The organism is Geotalea daltonii FRC-32 (genome assembly GCF_000022265.1).
Lineage (GTDB): Bacteria > Desulfobacterota > Desulfuromonadia > Geobacterales > Geobacteraceae > Geotalea > Geotalea daltonii.
The window spans coordinates 420,588-436,046 of sequence record NC_011979.1; the positions used below are offsets into that span (position 1 = coordinate 420,588).

At 61.8% G+C, this 15,459-nt stretch carries 8 protein-coding genes; all 8 read right to left on the reverse strand.

Going from position 1 to position 15,459, the window contains the following annotated elements:
- Positions 1-20 precede the first annotated feature (20 nt).
- On the reverse strand, positions 21-974 hold the full coding sequence (locus GEOB_RS01780) for an ABC transporter substrate-binding protein (protein ID WP_012645459.1): 954 nt from the start codon (positions 972-974) through the stop codon (positions 21-23).
- Entirely contained in the window at positions 967-2,994 is a 2,028-nt protein-coding gene (gene cooS / locus GEOB_RS01785) for an anaerobic carbon-monoxide dehydrogenase catalytic subunit (protein WP_012645460.1), read from the reverse strand. Before cooS ends, GEOB_RS01780 begins: the two co-directional genes overlap by 8 nt.
- 158 nt (positions 2,995-3,152) lie before the next feature.
- Positions 3,153-4,670 (reverse strand): S10 family peptidase, encoded by a 1,518-nt coding sequence (locus GEOB_RS01790; RefSeq protein WP_012645461.1) that lies wholly within the window; start codon positions 4,668-4,670, stop codon positions 3,153-3,155.
- Positions 4,671-4,782: 112 nt separating this feature from the next.
- On the reverse strand, positions 4,783-5,958 hold the full coding sequence (locus GEOB_RS01795; RefSeq protein ID WP_012645462.1) for an HlyD family type I secretion periplasmic adaptor subunit: 1,176 nt from the start codon (positions 5,956-5,958) through the stop codon (positions 4,783-4,785).
- A 3-nt stretch (positions 5,959-5,961) separates the two neighbouring features.
- A complete protein-coding gene (locus GEOB_RS01800; RefSeq protein ID WP_012645463.1) occupies positions 5,962-8,109 on the reverse strand; it encodes an ATP-binding cassette domain-containing protein in 2,148 nt (715 codons plus the stop codon).
- A gap of 14 nt (positions 8,110-8,123) precedes the next feature.
- Entirely contained in the window at positions 8,124-9,383 is a 1,260-nt protein-coding gene (locus GEOB_RS01805; protein WP_012645464.1) for a TolC family protein, read from the reverse strand.
- Positions 9,383-11,962, reverse strand: coding sequence for a tetratricopeptide repeat-containing sulfotransferase family protein (locus GEOB_RS01810; protein ID WP_012645465.1), 2,580 nt, complete (start codon positions 11,960-11,962; stop codon positions 9,383-9,385). Before GEOB_RS01810 ends, GEOB_RS01805 begins: the two co-directional genes overlap by 1 nt.
- A complete protein-coding gene (locus tag GEOB_RS01815) occupies positions 11,962-15,351 on the reverse strand; it encodes a cadherin repeat domain-containing protein (RefSeq protein WP_012645466.1) in 3,390 nt (1,129 codons plus the stop codon). Before GEOB_RS01815 ends, GEOB_RS01810 begins: the two co-directional genes overlap by 1 nt.
- Positions 15,352-15,459 lie beyond the last annotated feature (108 nt).

The following is a 15,459-nucleotide window of genomic DNA, read 5'->3' on the forward strand; positions in this document are numbered from 1 at the left end:
TATCCTTTCACAACAGGCAATCAGGCAAAGCGGCCGTCCAGGTAGCCGGCTAGGTCGGTCTTGCTTTTGGCAATACCGAACTTGATCATGTAGTCCTGGGTGGCGGCAAAATCAGCCCTTGCCGGCGCCAGGTTCAGAAAGCTCAGCCGGTCGCGGGGAGAGGTGAGGACCTTCTCGATCAGTTCGGGACGCTGGCCGAGGATACGGGTAGATGCCTTGGCGGCCGCGGCGGGGTTCCCTTCGATGAAGGCGGCGGTGCGGGTGAAGCCGGTAACCAGTTCCTGTACCGCTTCGGGATGGGAGTTGATGACCGTCTCCCGCAGATTGAGAACGCAGCAGATGTGGTTGGGCCAGATGTCCTTGGAAAGGGTGAGGATCTTGCCCACGTTCCGGGCTTCGGCCTGGGCGCCGAAGGGCTCGGCGACGATATAGCCGTGGATTCGGCCGGTGGCCAAGGCATTGAGCATCTCCGGCGGGGCCATGTCGATGATCTTTACGTCCCGCGCCGGGTCCATGTGCTTATCGGTCAACAGCTTCCTGAGCAGTATGTTATGGGTGGAAAAGGGGCTGGGAACGGCAATGGTCTTCCCTTTCAGGTCTTCGACCCGGTTGATGCCGATGTTGTTTCTAACGGTAACGGCGCTGCCGTTGCGATGTCCCAGCAGCACTGCCTTCACAGGTACCCCCTTCTGCCGCAGGGTGAGGGCGATGGGGGTGAGGAGGAACGCGCCGTCGATAGCGCCATTTTTCAGTGCCTCGGCAATTTCGGGCCAGGAAGAGAACTTGACCGGTTTGATGCCAACGGTTCTGAACTGTTCACGCTCGGCGGCGATCATCAGCAGGTGGTCCGACAGGGGAAGGTAGCCGATCTTGAGGTTGACCTTGCTGCCGGCAAATACGCTGCCGATCAGTCCGGGGGCGGCGGTTGCCGCCAAGGCAAGGCCGGATGCCTTGAGAAATTGACGTCTATTCATGGTTGTGATCCTCCGTGTCGTTATGGGTATGGGGATGCCCGTGGAGATGGGCATGGCTATGTTCCTGTTGCCTCTGCAGCGCCGACAGGCGGGTTGTGGCAGGTTCACTCCCTTTGTCCCAGCCGAGGGCGGCCCTTCTTTCGTCAAAGTCGGCAACGATCCGCCGTGCCAGTGCGACCGGGTCTTGATCGATCACCATAACCGCACCGAGCAGTTCCCGGGTGTCCTCGTAAATGAAGCGGGCGACCTTTTCCGAACCATCCACCGGCGGGGCAATGCAGTGATAGGAGTTAAGGCCCAGCAGGCGGAAACCGAGAGCGGCCCCCAGCCCCTTTTCGTTGGACCATTCCGGGCTGGAAAAGGCCAGCGGCAGACGCTTGAGCGGTTCATTGGCGGCATTGGATATGGTGCGGAAAAAAACCGAGGCGCGGGCATTGTCCAGGCATTCACCCATGTGCCAGACCGGCGGCAGGTTGTGCTGCGTCAGGGCAGAGTTCAGCCCCTGGCCGGCTCCCGACAGCGCTTCGGGGAGGCAGAAACCCAGCTTCAGCAGGGCATAGGCTGCACAGCCATTGGTCAGGGCCAGGACATCGTGGGCGATCAATTCGTCTGCAACCTTGACCACTGCCTCTTCATAAACCACCTTGGGGTTGTTGCACCCCACCAGATTGACCACCCCCCTGATCCTCCCGCTGCGCAGGTGCTCCAGAAGAGTGTCGGCACCGCCAAAGGTGGCGAGGATATTTTCCACCGAAAAACCCACCTCCGCCTCCATGCGGGCAGCGGGGATGAAAACCTTGCCGCTCTGCCGCCCGCCATAGGCCTGGATACCGAGCCGGACGATTCTCTCGGCCAGGGTGTCGGCCTCACCCAAGTTGCTGTGGTGGTGATCGAAGGCAATATGTTCGGCGCCGGGCAAGCGGGTCGAATCGCTGGTGGTGACGACCCGGGTGTGAAAACATGCAGCCACGTCCATGATGCCGGGAAAGACATCCTGAACATCAGCCACCCACAGATCGATGGCGCCCGTTGCCAGCGCCAGTTCCGCCCCCACGGCGTTAGTCAGTGGTGTAATATCGCCGAACTTGGCCAGGGCCGAATGACCGGAACAGCAGATGCCATAGAGGCGGATAGTGGCGGCTCCCGCTTGTCGGGCGGCTGCAATCAGGTCGCTGCGCCGGGCGGCTTTGACAATGGCCGCCACCAGTACCGGTGAGTGCCCATGAACCGCGATATTGACCGTATCTTCGCTGATGGCCCCCAGATTGGTGCTGATTCTGCTCCGCTTGGGGAGGCCATAGAGGCAGTCCATGGCGATGGCCGACCCGACGACGCTGCTCCAGGCAAAGGCCAGGCCGCAACGCAGCATTTGGCGGGTGACATTCTCCCACTCGCCGTCGGTGCCGGTGGTGGTGCGGTGCAGTGCCTCGAAGACTTCGTGGTAGGCTCCCACTGGCAGGATGTCCAGCTCTCGCCAGACCTGCAATCGTTCCGGCGGAGCCATGGCCTCAAGGGTCCGGTGGGGCCCGGGAAGGGTGCGGCAGAGATCGTCCAGCAGTATCATGGCGATTTCCGCGGCCAGCTCTTTAATTGTTTTCCCGTCTTCGAAAATGCCGAAAGCCTTGGCAGTGGCAATCACCTTGTCCGGGCCGAGAATGGGCAGGTCCAAAGCACCATCCGCGGCACCCTTGAGGGCCAGCATCACTTCGCGGCCGCGTGCACCATGGGCAGCCACCCCTGCCGCGGTCCAGCGCAGGATGTTGCGGGCGACGACAAGATGAGCGTCGGCGCCGCAGACGCCACGCGGACTCTTGGCGGTGATGCGGCATGGGCCCATGTGGCAGTTCTTGCAGCAGGTACCCGAGAGGCCGAAGCCGCAGTGGGGTTTCTGGGTGTCAAAGCGATCAAAGGGGGTTTCAATGCCGATTTTTCCCATGTGTTGCAGCATTTCCCTGACTGCCCGGTCAGGAGTCCGTTCGATTACATCGGCTTTGCTGGGAAAACCTTGCCTGCGGGACATGGTAATAGCTCCTTATAAGATAATATATTAATACGATTAGTTTAGTAGTTTAATTAGATAGCAAACTATACCAAACCGGTCAACAAAAAATTAATAGTAAGCATACTGCTTCACTGGGCAAGGCTTTTTAGAGCCATGGGGGTGGGTGAGTTTTCTGGTTAGGGCGCTGCTGCCAAAGAATCATCGATGAAGGCGGTGACATCTTTGGTCAGCCGGGACAGTGCAGCCAGGTCGAGATACATCATGTGGCCCCCCTGGTAACGGCGGATAGTGAGGTTTTTGCGCAGAGCCGGTGTCAGTCCCAGATGGTTGAGGGTGTATTCGGTGGAGAAATGAGGTGTTGCCAGATCGAAGCAGCCCATGGCGACGAACAGCTTCATATAAGGATTCTTGGCCATGGCCTCCCGTAGATCCTCGCTGGTGTCGGCATAGCCGTTTTTTGCTTCCCAGTCCCACCTGCCGATGCCTCCGCCAAGAATGAAATACTCCATGTCCGACCGGAAACCGATCTCATTGCGGATGTAATCGTTGAACAGGGTCGTATAGGGGGGGCGGATGGCGGCCACGGTGGGATCAAAGCCGTGGGGGGAGGAGGGATCCACATTTGCCGCCAGGAAGCGGCTGTCCATGGTGCCGGTCACCAGCTGCCGGTCACGGAGGAGCTCCCTGACGAAAGTTCTGCTGTCGATGCGCAGGTTGTGGCCTTCGATAAAGGCCGGGCTAAGGCCGGTGAATTGGGAGAGCTTGCCGGCGATTGTCTTTCGTTCGTCCGGCGAGAGCCGGTCTCCCTTGGCCAAGGCGGTAAGATATTCGTTTTCGGTCCAGGCTTCTGCCTCTTGCAGGATTTTATCCGGATCGGCAGCCTGGGTAGCGAGTTTGCCATGGTACCAGGCGGTGGCGGTGTAACTGGGGAGGTAGAGGGCATAGGGGAGATCGTTGCCGGGATCGAAGGAGACGGTCTGCATGTTCATGATGGCGGAAATGAGGATGGTGCCGTTCATGGCGATGCCGTGTTCAAGGAGGTAATCGGCCAGGCCGGCGGCGCGGAAGGCCCCGTAGCTTTCTCCCACCAGAAACAGCGGTGAACTCCACCGCCCGTAACGCCCCAGGTAAAGGCGGACGAATTTGCCCACTGCCTCGATATCCCCCTGGACGGAGCTGAATTTCTTGGCCAGATCAGGCTTGGCCGCCCGGCTGTAACCGGTGCCGACCGGATCGATGAAGACCAGGTCCGCCTGATCGAGCCAGGTGTATTCGTTATCGGTGAGCCGGTATGGGGGGGGAGGCATGGTGCCGTCGGGGAGCATCTGCACCCGCTTTGGGCCGATGGTTCCCAGATGCAGCCATACCGAGGAGGAACCTGGACCGCCGTTGAAGACGAAAAGGAGCGGTCGGCGGTTTTCCGGCTGCCGGTTTTCCAGGGTGTAGGCGATGAAGAAGATCCGGGCCTCGGTTTCGCCGCTGTCGCTTATTACTGGCAGGTGGCCGGCGGTGACCTGGTAGTTTAGTTCTTTTTTCCCTATCGAGAGCCGATGACTGCTGACCACAGGTTTTTCCTCAACCTGTTTCATCTCTCTTGGCGGTGCTTCAGCTGCCGCTGCAGGTTCCTGATGCGCACCTGCCGGGTAAGGGGTGTTGATAAGCAGTGCTGCAACAAGAATGAAAAAACGAAACACAGGCCACCTCCAATGGAAATTGATTAAGTTTAGCCGATAATTCCCCCATTGCGAGCAAAAATTAAACGCCATCCTGGTATCATTAATAGTATTCCCGCTGACGGAAGGTCGGCTACCGTTCGCCCATTGATTCGGTGAGGGTCTTGCGCAGCGGCTTCAGGAGGTAATCGAGCACGGTCCGATCCCCGGTGCGGATATCCACCTGGGCGGTCATGCCGGGGAGAATTTCCAGGGTCCTTCCGGTTGTGGTCTTCACCGGTTTGGCGCTGGTGGCAACATGAACCCGGTAATAGGTCAGCTCGCCGGTTTTTCCCTCTTCCTTGATGGTATCCGCACTCACATAGGAAACCGTCCCGTCCACGGAGCCGTACATGGTATAGTCAAAGGCGTCGAAGCGGATGGTGGCCTTGAGGTCAGGCTTCACCAGGGCAATATCTGAGGGCCTGATTTTCGCCTCCACGATCAGGACATCATCCAACGGCACGATCTGTAGCAGTTCCTCCCCGGCACGCAGCACCCCCCCCTGGGTGGTGACCCGTACGTTCTTTACGATCCCCGACACCGGCGATCTCATGACACTGTCTGCCAGCTGCTGGGCGCGGGGCGTTCTTACCTGTTCGTTCTGGCCGATATCATCCTCGGTCTTGGCCAGTTCCGCCCTTGCGTCCTGGTAGTATTTGTTCTTGCGGTTTATCAGCTGCGCTTCGGCATCATTCAGGGCACGCTCCGCCTTGATGACCTCGGAGCGGCTCACGTCGCCGGTCTTTGCCAGCTCCGCCACCAGGCGCGCATCCTCTCTGGCCAATCTGACCGCCACGCCCAGTGTGCGCAGTTCCTCGTCCAGGCTCTGACGCTTCTGGGTGAAAAGGGCCTTCTGGACATCCAGCAACTCGGGAAATCTTCCCAGGTTGGTTGGAAAACGTATTTCCGATGCCCCGGTAACCTCTGCCCGCAGTCTGGCTGCCTGGCCATGCAGGGCGGCAAGCCGGGAATCAAGCTCCATGACCTGGGCGGCAAAGCGGGTCTGATCCAATACCGCAAGCACCTGTCCCTGCTTGACTGAATCCCCTTCCCGCACCTTCAGTGATTTAAGCACCCCCCCGTCGACCGCCTGAATCACCTGAACTCTGCTGGTGGCGATGACCGTACCGGCGCCCCTTGCACTCTGGTCGATCCGGTAGTGGGAAGACCAGAAAACAGTGACCGCCAGAGCGATAATGAGCACCCACAGAATCAGTGAATGGCCGCCGAGAGCGGGTCTTTTACCAGGTTCGGACAAGTGCGGCATATATCAGGCCCCCACCGTCTGTACCAGCCGCCGTCCCCGGCGCGGCTGCTGCTGAAGCACTTCTTCAGGTTTGCCGTCGGCTATGACCCGGCCCCGGCCCATGAGGATAACCCGATTGGCGAGCACCGCCAGCCGGGGCCGATGGGTGGCGATGAGGAGAATATCGGTGGGACGTACCGCCTCCCTTAAAGCCTCGATGATCCGGTTTTCTGATTCCAGGTCCAGTGAGGAGGTGGGTTCATCCAGCAGCCAGACCCGCGGCTGTGCCAGGAAGAGCCGGGCCAGCCCCACCAGCTGCCGCTGCCCTCCCGACAGTCCTGTGCCCCCTTCACTGATCTCAAGCTCCATGCTGCGCGGGTTGTCGGCGGCGATGCGGTCGATGCCGAGCAGTTGGGCCACCTCCAGCAGTTTCCCGTCACTGGCTCCCCCGCCCAGAAGCAGGTTGCTCTTCAGTGTGCCCTTGAAGAGGTGAATGTCCTGGGGGAGGTAGCCGATCCGTTCGTTGATCACCTGGCTGTCCAGCTCCCAGATATCAGCCCCTCCCAGCCGCACCTGCCCTTCGCTCGGCCGGTACAACCCGGCCGCCACCTTGAGGAGGGTGGATTTGCCGCAGCCGTTGGGTCCCAGCAGGACCACCCGGTCTCCGGCGGCGAAGTGGAGCTCGGGCAACTGCAGGCGCATGACCGGCGAGTTCGGGTAGGCGAAGCGGACTCCTTCCAGATCGAGCCGGTCGGTGAGTGTTTCGGGGGCGAGCAGGCTCCCGTCCTCCGGGCGGCCGGTTTCCAGGGCCAGTAGCCGGTTGACCATGGCCAGGGATTCGCGGACGTGGTACCACTGCACCTGCAACTGGACCCCTTGGGCAATGGGAGCGATGACCCGCCCCCCCAGGATGGTACAGGCGATGAGCCCGCCGGTGGTCAGGTCTCCCGCCTCGATCCGCGTCACCCCGACGACTATGGCCGCCACATAGGCCAGGGTGCCCAGGGTGCCGGTGGTCGTCAAGGTGGTACTGGTAATGGTCCTGCTTTGCAGCGCATGTGCCCCCATCGTCGCCGTGATGGTCCGCCACAATTCGGCAAAGCGCCAACCGGCGCCCGCTGCCTGGATGGTTTCCGCCCCCTGGATCATCTCCACCAGCAGCCCGTGACGCTCGTGCCCGCGGGTGATTTCCTGGCGGGCCAGCCTGCGCAGCTGTTTCTGGGCAACCCATCCCCATACCAGGGCGATGACCAACAGCACAAGGTACACGATGCTTACCCTGCCGCCGATAGCGGCAATGAGGCCAATGAACAAGAGGCAGAACGGCAGGTCGGCCAGGGCAAAGACGATGGTCGAAGAGAAAAAACCGCGTGCCGGTTCCAGGCCGCTCATCTGGGCCGCGAGCGACCCCAGGCTGCGCGGCCGCGCATCCAGCCGCAGCCCCATGACATGCTCGAACAACCGCTGGGAGACCGCCAGGTCCACCTGCTTCGCCAGGGTGTCCACGATGCGTGCACGGATGTGCTTCAGCATCCAGTCCACCGCCACCACTATGGCCATGCCGACACTGAGCGCCGTCAGGGTCGTATAGGCCATGGTCGGCACCACCCGGTCGTAGACCTGCATGGAAAAAAGAGAGCTGGCAACCGCCAGCAGGTTGACGGCGGCGGTGGCGATCAACACCTCCACCAGCCACCGTTTTTCTTGCAGCACCTCCTGCAACAGCAGCTGTGCCGCACTGCTTTTCAATACCTCCCCCACGGCGGGGTCGGGAGTCTCCACCTGCAGCCACAGGACCGGCGCATCCTCCAGCTCCGCCACCGGCACCGGTCCCGCGCTTCCCTTCTCTCCGGCAAGGGTTACGACGCGCCCGCTGCCATGGGAGGCGATTTGCCACTCCCCTCCATGCCAGACCAGCACCGGCAGATGCCGTCGGTCCAGTCGGCTCCAGCGCAGCTGGACAACCTGCACTCCATTTTTCTGGACAGTCCGGAGGATGCCCATGAGGCGTTCGGCAGGTAGTATATCCGCATCCTCAGGCTGCATGGTGCTGCACGCCTCAGCCAGCGCCCCCTTCGGGACAGGCAGACCATGCATGAGCAGCAGTTTTCCCAGTACCCCCGACGTGATTGCCGTTGCCTGGGGTCCTTTCAATCCATCCGAATTTGCCATGCCAGCATTCTCCATCAAGGGCCGATCACTATCGAATCCAGTTTTCCAATCTGCACCGCCAGGCGCAGGGTATTTTCCTGTAGAGAGCTTCTGGTCTGTTCCAAGGCGAGGCGGGCATCGGACAGCTCCCGTTGGGCGTTCAGCACATCGACCCAGGTCTTTCTCCCCGCGTCATACTGGCGCATGAAGGAAGCCAAGGTTTCCTCCGTTGCCGTCACCAGCAGCTCGTTGCTCTCCATGACGCTCTGCAGCGATGCCGTCACGGCAAGGAGCATTTCGGCGCGACGCCTGGCATCGGTGCGGGCAGTCTCCACATCCTTGCGGGCAGCGTCGATGCGGGCTTCAGCCGACTTGATCCGTTTCCATCCAGCCAGCCCGGCGCCCTCCAGGCTCCCTTCCAGAACCAGGCCTGCCTTGGTCGTCACCGGCAGGTCCCTTTTGCCATCCCTCCCGTAGATATTCTGGTCAAGTCGGGCGTAGAGACTCGGCATCAGGTCGGCCCGGCGCAGCTCGACCTCGGTCCGTACCACCTCCACATCGGCCTGACGCTGGTGGACGGTCGCCGAGGCTTCGACGATGCCTGTCGCAATCCCGGTGAAGTCGGGCAGCGCCAAGAGCCTGTCGGGGATGGGGAGCAGCGGGCCTACCGGCTCCTGGGTCAGGGCCTGAAGATCAGCCAGCGCCCGTTGCAGCTCCCCTTTCGCCTGTTCCCGCTGAGTAATGGCCAGGGTCAGCCGTGCGCGTGCCAGGCGCACATCGGCTTCGGAGGCGATGCTACCCGCCTGGCGGCGCGAGATGAGCCCCAGCAGTTTTTCTTGTTCGGCCACGTTCCTGTCGATGGCGGCCAGACGCCGGCTGAAGCCGATGAGCACCGCGTAGGCCGCCGCTGTCTCCTCCATCAGCTGGCGCTGCAGCGCCAGCAACGAGGCGTGGCCCGAGCGTAGCCGCATGCCGGCCTGCTCGATGGTGCCGTCAATCCGCCCGCCCACCCAGAGGGGTTGCTGGACGCGGGCGAAGACCTGGGACTGTTCGTCGGTCAAGGCCTGTGCCTGGAGGGACAGGGACGGGAGGCGCCGTGCCTTTTCCGACTGCAGTTCCAGGTCCAGGGCATTCAGCTCGTTGAGCCTGCTCTTGATACTGGGATGCAGGGCAACGGCATTGCGGAGCGCCGCGACGATTCCCTCCGTACGTGGCGCATCCTGGGCAGAGAGCGGCAGGGGCAGCAACGGGAGACTGAGCGAACAGACCAGCAGCGCGCGACACCATCCAGCCATCAGGCAGCTCCGCTGGCGAGGTGATCGGAATTGTTTCCTGGGGAGCACGGTCCGGTGTCGGAGCGCCCGGCAATCATCGCCGCCAGCTCTTCGGCCTCTCTCCTGTTTCCCAGCGCCTCTTCCACCGCCAGGAGATTCTCCAGCCATTGGCGGTGTATGGGGAGCAGTTCCACGGAGCGGCGCATGGCTTTTCTCGCCTCGACCGGTTTCTGCTGCTGGAGGAGAGCAGCGCCGAGAAAGTGGTGGGCCGCTGCATGTGCCGGACGGGCCGCTGTCAGCGTCCGGAAGGCGGCTTCCGCGTCCGTGAATCGGCCTGCCTGGAGGTGCGCCATTCCTTCGAGAAAGAGCCCTGCCGGCACGCGGGGAAGGGGAAGGGGGTCGGGCAGGGGGGGGATGTCAGCCAGGGTGCTTTCCAGCGGCTCCAGGTGTTCTGCATACCGCTTCCATTTTGCCTTGGAGGTGGTATACACCGGTTGGCGCACCTGCCAGACGGATGCGGTCTTCACCGGCCGGTCCAGTTGCCGGAACGAGAGGACCTCGTCCTCCCACGGCAGTCCCAGGTAATCGATGATCCGGCGTGCCCATCCCTCCACGTCCTCGACCAGGGCATCATAATCCACCTCCAGGATCTGCCCGGGAAAGACCCGGTGCCAGTGGTCCATCAGACGCTGGTGATCGACCAGCTGTTCACCGATCCAGGCAAGGTCGTAGGCGAAGCCCATGCCGCTGAATTTGCAGGCATAGTCCGTAAAGAAGTTGGAGACGGCCACGTCCCGCGGCTCGCGCTTGAGGTGCAGGATTGCCGCGTCGGGAAACAGCAGCTTGATCAGGCCGATGTGCTCGAAGTTGTGGGGAAGCTTGTCCACGATCCTCTCGGCTGTGGGGGCATAAGCCTGCAGTTGGGCCAGGTGTTTTTCGGCGAAGCGGCGGGATTCCTCTTTCCCCAGGTCATCGATGCATTCGGGATAGGAGCGCCTCGTTCCCAGCTTCATCTCCCAGGCATTGAACGTGCGGATCAGCTCGGGAATCAGCGAGAGCTCGCCGGCGCCGAATACCTTGCTGTGGCTCCCCAGGATCTGCTCCACGAGGGTTGTCCCGGAGCGGGGCATGCCGAGGACAAAGGTCGGAAGCCGGCTCCTTATGCCATAACCGGCGCGGCTCCCCATGAACGCAGCGGAAAACCGGGCCATCTCCCGTTCCACCCGGGCCCGGTGCTGCTCGGGGCGATAGGAGACGTGTTCCTGTGCCGCCCTGTTGGCCTCGGCCGCAAACTGCCAGGCCCTGTCATAGTCCTCTTTCTTTTCCCACGCTGCCGCCAGGGTAAAGAGCAGGTGGGACTGCACCGGCCCTTCCAGGCTTGGCCTGCGGGCCGCCAGGGCCAGCTGCTCCAGTACCGCAGTCTCCTCCGGCACCTCCCGGGCCTGGATCAACTGGCTCCACCCTTGCAGGGGAGCAATTTCCTTCAGCGTCTGGTAGAGGGCCGTTGCTTCCTCGACGCGCCCCCGCTGCATCAGCAGGTTCCCCAGTCCGGTGAGGGCCGGTGCGAAACGGGGCGCCAGGGCCAGCGCTTCCCGGTAGGCCCCTTCGGCCTCAGCACGTTGATCTCCTTCTGCCAACACGTGCGCATGGGCTGCCAAGGCATGGGCTCGGAGGGGACCACCCGTGTCCTCGGTCAGGGCAAGGGCCGTGTCGGCGGCTTCCCTGGCACAATTCACGCCAAGGTGGCGGCTGCTCAGCATGGCCAGGCACGACCAGAGGCGGGCGTTGTCGGGTTCCTTTTCCAGCGCCCGCTTCAGCCAGTGGGCTGCCTCGCCGAACTGTCCCCGCACCTGTGCCAGTTCAGCCGCAAGGCCCATCAGATCCGTTTCGTCAGGCATATCCCCCAGCGCATCCATCAGCAGATGCCATGCCTCCTCGTGCTGCCCGCGGGCGCCCAGCAGATGCACCAGCGCCGCTGTCGCTCCCCGGTCCCCCCGGTCGAAGGCCTGACGCATCATCGATTCGGCCTCTTCTTGCCGGTCAAGGCGAGAGAGGGCATCTACGCGGGACATGCGGTAGAGATGTTCATCCTTGCCAGGGAGGGGTGCCGCCCGATCCAGGGCTTCCAGCGCCTTTTCCGCCTCTCCCACTGCCAGGTATCCCCGCGCCAGGTTCAGCCAGGCTCCGCCCGAACCGGAGAGCAGGTCAACCGCCCGTTCCAGCACCGGCAAGGCTTCCGTCACGTGCCCTGCAGCCAGAAGGCAAGCGCCAAGCCGGGCGGCAACGATCGGATGCCGGTCGTTGCCCTGCCATGCCCGTTGGAGGAAGGGGATGGCCGTCTGTGGGGCTCCCAGTTTGAACCAGGCACTCCCAACAGAGAGCAGCGTCTCCCTGTCGTCTCGATCTCGGGGGGCAGGAAACTCGGCCAGTACAGCCAGTGCGGTTTTACGTTCGTTTTCCATGGCTGCCGTGAGGGCATGGGCGGCTCGGGTTCTCGGCGTCTTTGCCTGACTCGCGGCATTGCCGCACTGCAGACCTGCCGGAATCCGCCGCGAGTAATCTTCGCAGCCTGCGGGCTCAAGGAAAGAAGCATCGGTCATCAGGCGGGTCCCGCTCCGGAATCGACAAACATAACCTGATCGAAGTGATGGGCAAGGGCCCTGGCATCGAGGGCAATGATCCCTTCACGTTCCCCCGCTGCGGTGTACTGCAGGGAAACGGTACCGGTCCCCGGTGTGCCGTGGCCGAATTTGAGGGTGTTTCCCGCCAGGAATACCCCGGTTTTGCCGCCGGCTCCAGCGGTGCCGCCACTGAAACCGTAGCCGTCCGTCCAGGGGCGGCCGGCTGCGGTAAGCTGACTTGCCAGGACCCTTTGATCATTGCCGTGACGAAGGGCATCCATATCGACGACCAGTCGATCGTCGGAACCGAAACCGCTGAAATCCAGGGGGGTCGTCGGGATGCCGTTCACATGGACCGTAACGGGATTGGCTGCCAGATCGCCTTTCAGATCGACGGCGGTCGTCTCCCCCGCATCCCTGCGCCCGTCGCCATTGGCGTCGATCCAGGCGCCGCTGCCGTCAACCATCACGTTTTCCGGCCAGACAAAATCCACCAGCCCCCCATGGGGTGCGTTCGAGTTGAGTGTCTCCAGTACCCCCCCCTCATTGTTGCCCGTGTAACTTGGGAGGATGTGGCGGGCATCGTTGAGGGCATTGCCCGAGTCGCTCCAGTAGGCGAGTGCGCCATTCCCTTTGTTCGCTCCCATGTCGGCAATACCCATTACGGCGTTGGCATTGGCAGGCAGTCCGTTGAAAGGGATCGACAGCGGCGTTTCCCTGACAATAAGTCGTGCCGGGGAAGATCCGGCCGAATTGAAGGTATAACCGACCCTGATGGGGTTAAGGATATTGGTGATGGTGGTGAGGGCCGTGAGGCCGGCCAGGCGGGTGGCCGATCTGAGGACATTGTGCTGCTCCAGCGCCTGGACATCTAACTCGACCTTGTCGTCGGCGCCGAAGCCGGTCAGGTTGAGGGCGTTGAGGGGAACGTCGTTGAAATGTACCGTCACTCCTGCCGTGCCTCCCAGGTCCGCGCTTCCTCCTGCATCGAATACCGCCAGACGGTTTTCGCCGCTATCGCGCACGCCGTCGCCGTCGGTGTCTATGACGGCGCCGTCCCGTTCCACAACCACATGGATGACAGCCGGTTTTTCAGGAAGGTGGACGAAATCGACCACCTGCTGCAGCGGTACGCCGGATGGTAGCCCGGATGCCAGTTGCCCTTCAATGGCGGTGGGGCCGTCATTGCTTTTGAAGTGGAGGTTGCCTGCATCGTGCAGGGTCAGGCTCACCCCTGCGGTCCTCGGCGGGGCAGCCAGGGCTTCATAGGTATTGTGGTTGAAATAGCGGGTCCCGGTGGCCAGGTCCTCCAGGCCATTGTCAGTTTTGCCGCTATGGCTGATGGCAAATTTTGCAAAAGCATCGAGGGTCGTGATATGTGGTCGGGTGAGGATCTGCAGGCCTTCATGGCCGTTATCAATAAATGCCTGGGCATCTATCTCGATCCGGTCATCAGCGCCGAAACCGTTCAGGTCGATTGCCCCGCTGGGGATGTTGTTGTAATGGATGACTCCATGGACGGCCGCAAGGTCCACATTGCCCGTCCCGGGGGTGAAAACGGCCCGGATGCGGTCTTCCCCGTCCCGGATGCCGTTGGCATTCAGATCGAGCCATGTACCCGATGCCTCGACGACAACATGTTCCCTGACATCGGTGACGGAAACCGCCAGATCCTGCACATCCGAGAGCCCCCCCCGGTCGGTGACGGCGACCTGAACGTCATAGATGTTGTTGTGGTCGACATCTGCCGGTTTTTCACGGTCCGGGGCCGCCAGGAAGGTCAATGCTCCCGTTTCAGCATCGATAGCGAACAGTGCCGCATCGGCACCACCGGTGATGCTGAAGGTTCTGCTGTCACCGGCATCCACGTCGGTGGCGGTCACGGTGGTAACGGCGGCCTGGTTTTCGCTGACGCTTATGGCTGCGGTTGCCTCGCCGCCGTTGCTGGTGATGACCGGTGCTTCATTGACATCGGTGACGCTGACGGCTATTTCCTGTTCGGTGGTATGGATGCCGTCGCTGACGGCAACGGTGAAGCTGTAACCCGGCTTGCTCTCGAAATCGGCGAGGCTGCGGAGGGTGACCGCTCCGGTGGCAGAATCCACGTGGAGCAGATCGGCATCTCCTCCCGGCTTGAGGCTGTAAGTGAAGCTGGCATCGCCATCGGCGTCGCTGGCCGCTGCCTGATAGATGACGGTGCTGATGGGAGCGTTTTCGGCAACGCTGCCGCCTGCGCCAGAGGTCAAGATCGGGCTGTTGTCATTGAGGTTGAGAACGCTGACCGTGACCGCCTGCTCGCTGCTGTTGACTCCATCTCCGGCAATGACCGTGAAGGTGTAGGAAGTCTTTGTCTCGAAATCGGCGCTGTTATTGAGGGTGACTGTGCCGCTGCCGGGATCGATGGTGAGCAGGGAGGTGTCTTCTCCTGGCTTGAGGCTGTAGGTGATGGTGGTTTCGGTATCCGCATCCCGGGCTGCCGCTTGGTAGATGACGGTATCCGTTGGGGCATTTTCGGCGACGGTACCGCTGCTGCCGGAAGTGATGACCGGGGCGTTGTCATTGCGGTCGACGAGGTTGATGGTCACCGTGCCCGTATCGCTTAACCTGCCGTCCGATGCCTGGACAGTGAGAGTAAATTCTCGGGTGGCTTCGAAATCGAGCTTTGAGGCGTCGGCAACGGTGATTGCCCCACTGGCGGCATCGATGGCAAAGGCGCCATTGTCGTTTCCGGCGATTATGGTGTAGGTAATCGTATCGCCGTCGGCGTCGGTAGCGGATACCTTTCCTACCGGCGTACCCTTGGCGCTGTTTTCGGCAAGGGTAACGGCGTAGTTGCCCAGGTTCGGCATAAAATTGGCGAGATTGGACCCCGAGTTGGCAGGGCTGGACCCCGGGTTTGCGGGGTTGAACACCTCGGTGTCATTGCTGTGCATGCCCTGGGGCGAGCCATCGCTGTCATCCCCGGAAAAAGCGAGGCCGATCCCCGTGGCTACTGCCGCCAGGCCGGCTCCCCCCAGCAGCCACCAGCCTCCGTTGCCGCTGGACCGGTCTTCATCCTTATCGCCGGTCTTGGCTATGTCGCTGCCGGTAGCAGGCCGTGGTTCTGCAGTCTCTGCCTGTACCGGCATGGCTGCGGTCACGGCACCATCGGCTTCTTTTCCTTCGACAGCCGCAACGATCGTCTTCTTATCATCCTGCGGCTGGTCTTCAGGCTCGACGTTCCCGAAAGCCTTCTTGACCATGGACGGAGAAAATGCCTGCGCCCCTCTGTCGCCCGGCGCGACCGGAATGGCATGACCTCCCTTTTCCCTGACGGCGATCATTCCGGAAGTGAGCTTTGCCTCATCGGTGACAATTTTTTTTGCCATGACCATCCTCCTCAATGCATGGAAGCTCGTAGAAGGCCTACGTAGCGGACAAAAAGCTTTAACCGAGCCGGTCACCCAAAGGAGTGAGCGATAAGGGTGACGATAAAA

What these genes read in the sequence shown, in the direction of transcription:
- GEOB_RS01815 (WP_012645466.1), bottom strand. Translation starts at nt 15,351, where the DNA reads ATGGCAAAAAAAATTGTCACCGATGAGGCAAAGCTCACTTCCGGAATG.
- GEOB_RS01805 (WP_012645464.1), bottom strand. Translation starts at nt 9,383, where the DNA reads ATGGCTGGATGGTGTCGCGCGCTGCTGGTCTGTTCGCTCAGTCTCCCG.
- GEOB_RS01810 (WP_012645465.1), bottom strand. Translation starts at nt 11,962, where the DNA reads ATGACCGATGCTTCTTTCCTTGAGCCCGCAGGCTGCGAAGATTACTCG.
- GEOB_RS01800 (WP_012645463.1), bottom strand. Translation starts at nt 8,109, where the DNA reads ATGGCAAATTCGGATGGATTGAAAGGACCCCAGGCAACGGCAATCACG.
- cooS (WP_012645460.1), bottom strand. Translation starts at nt 2,994, where the DNA reads ATGTCCCGCAGGCAAGGTTTTCCCAGCAAAGCCGATGTAATCGAACGG.
- GEOB_RS01780 (WP_012645459.1), bottom strand. Translation starts at nt 974, where the DNA reads ATGAATAGACGTCAATTTCTCAAGGCATCCGGCCTTGCCTTGGCGGCA.
- GEOB_RS01795 (WP_012645462.1), bottom strand. Translation starts at nt 5,958, where the DNA reads ATGCCGCACTTGTCCGAACCTGGTAAAAGACCCGCTCTCGGCGGCCAT.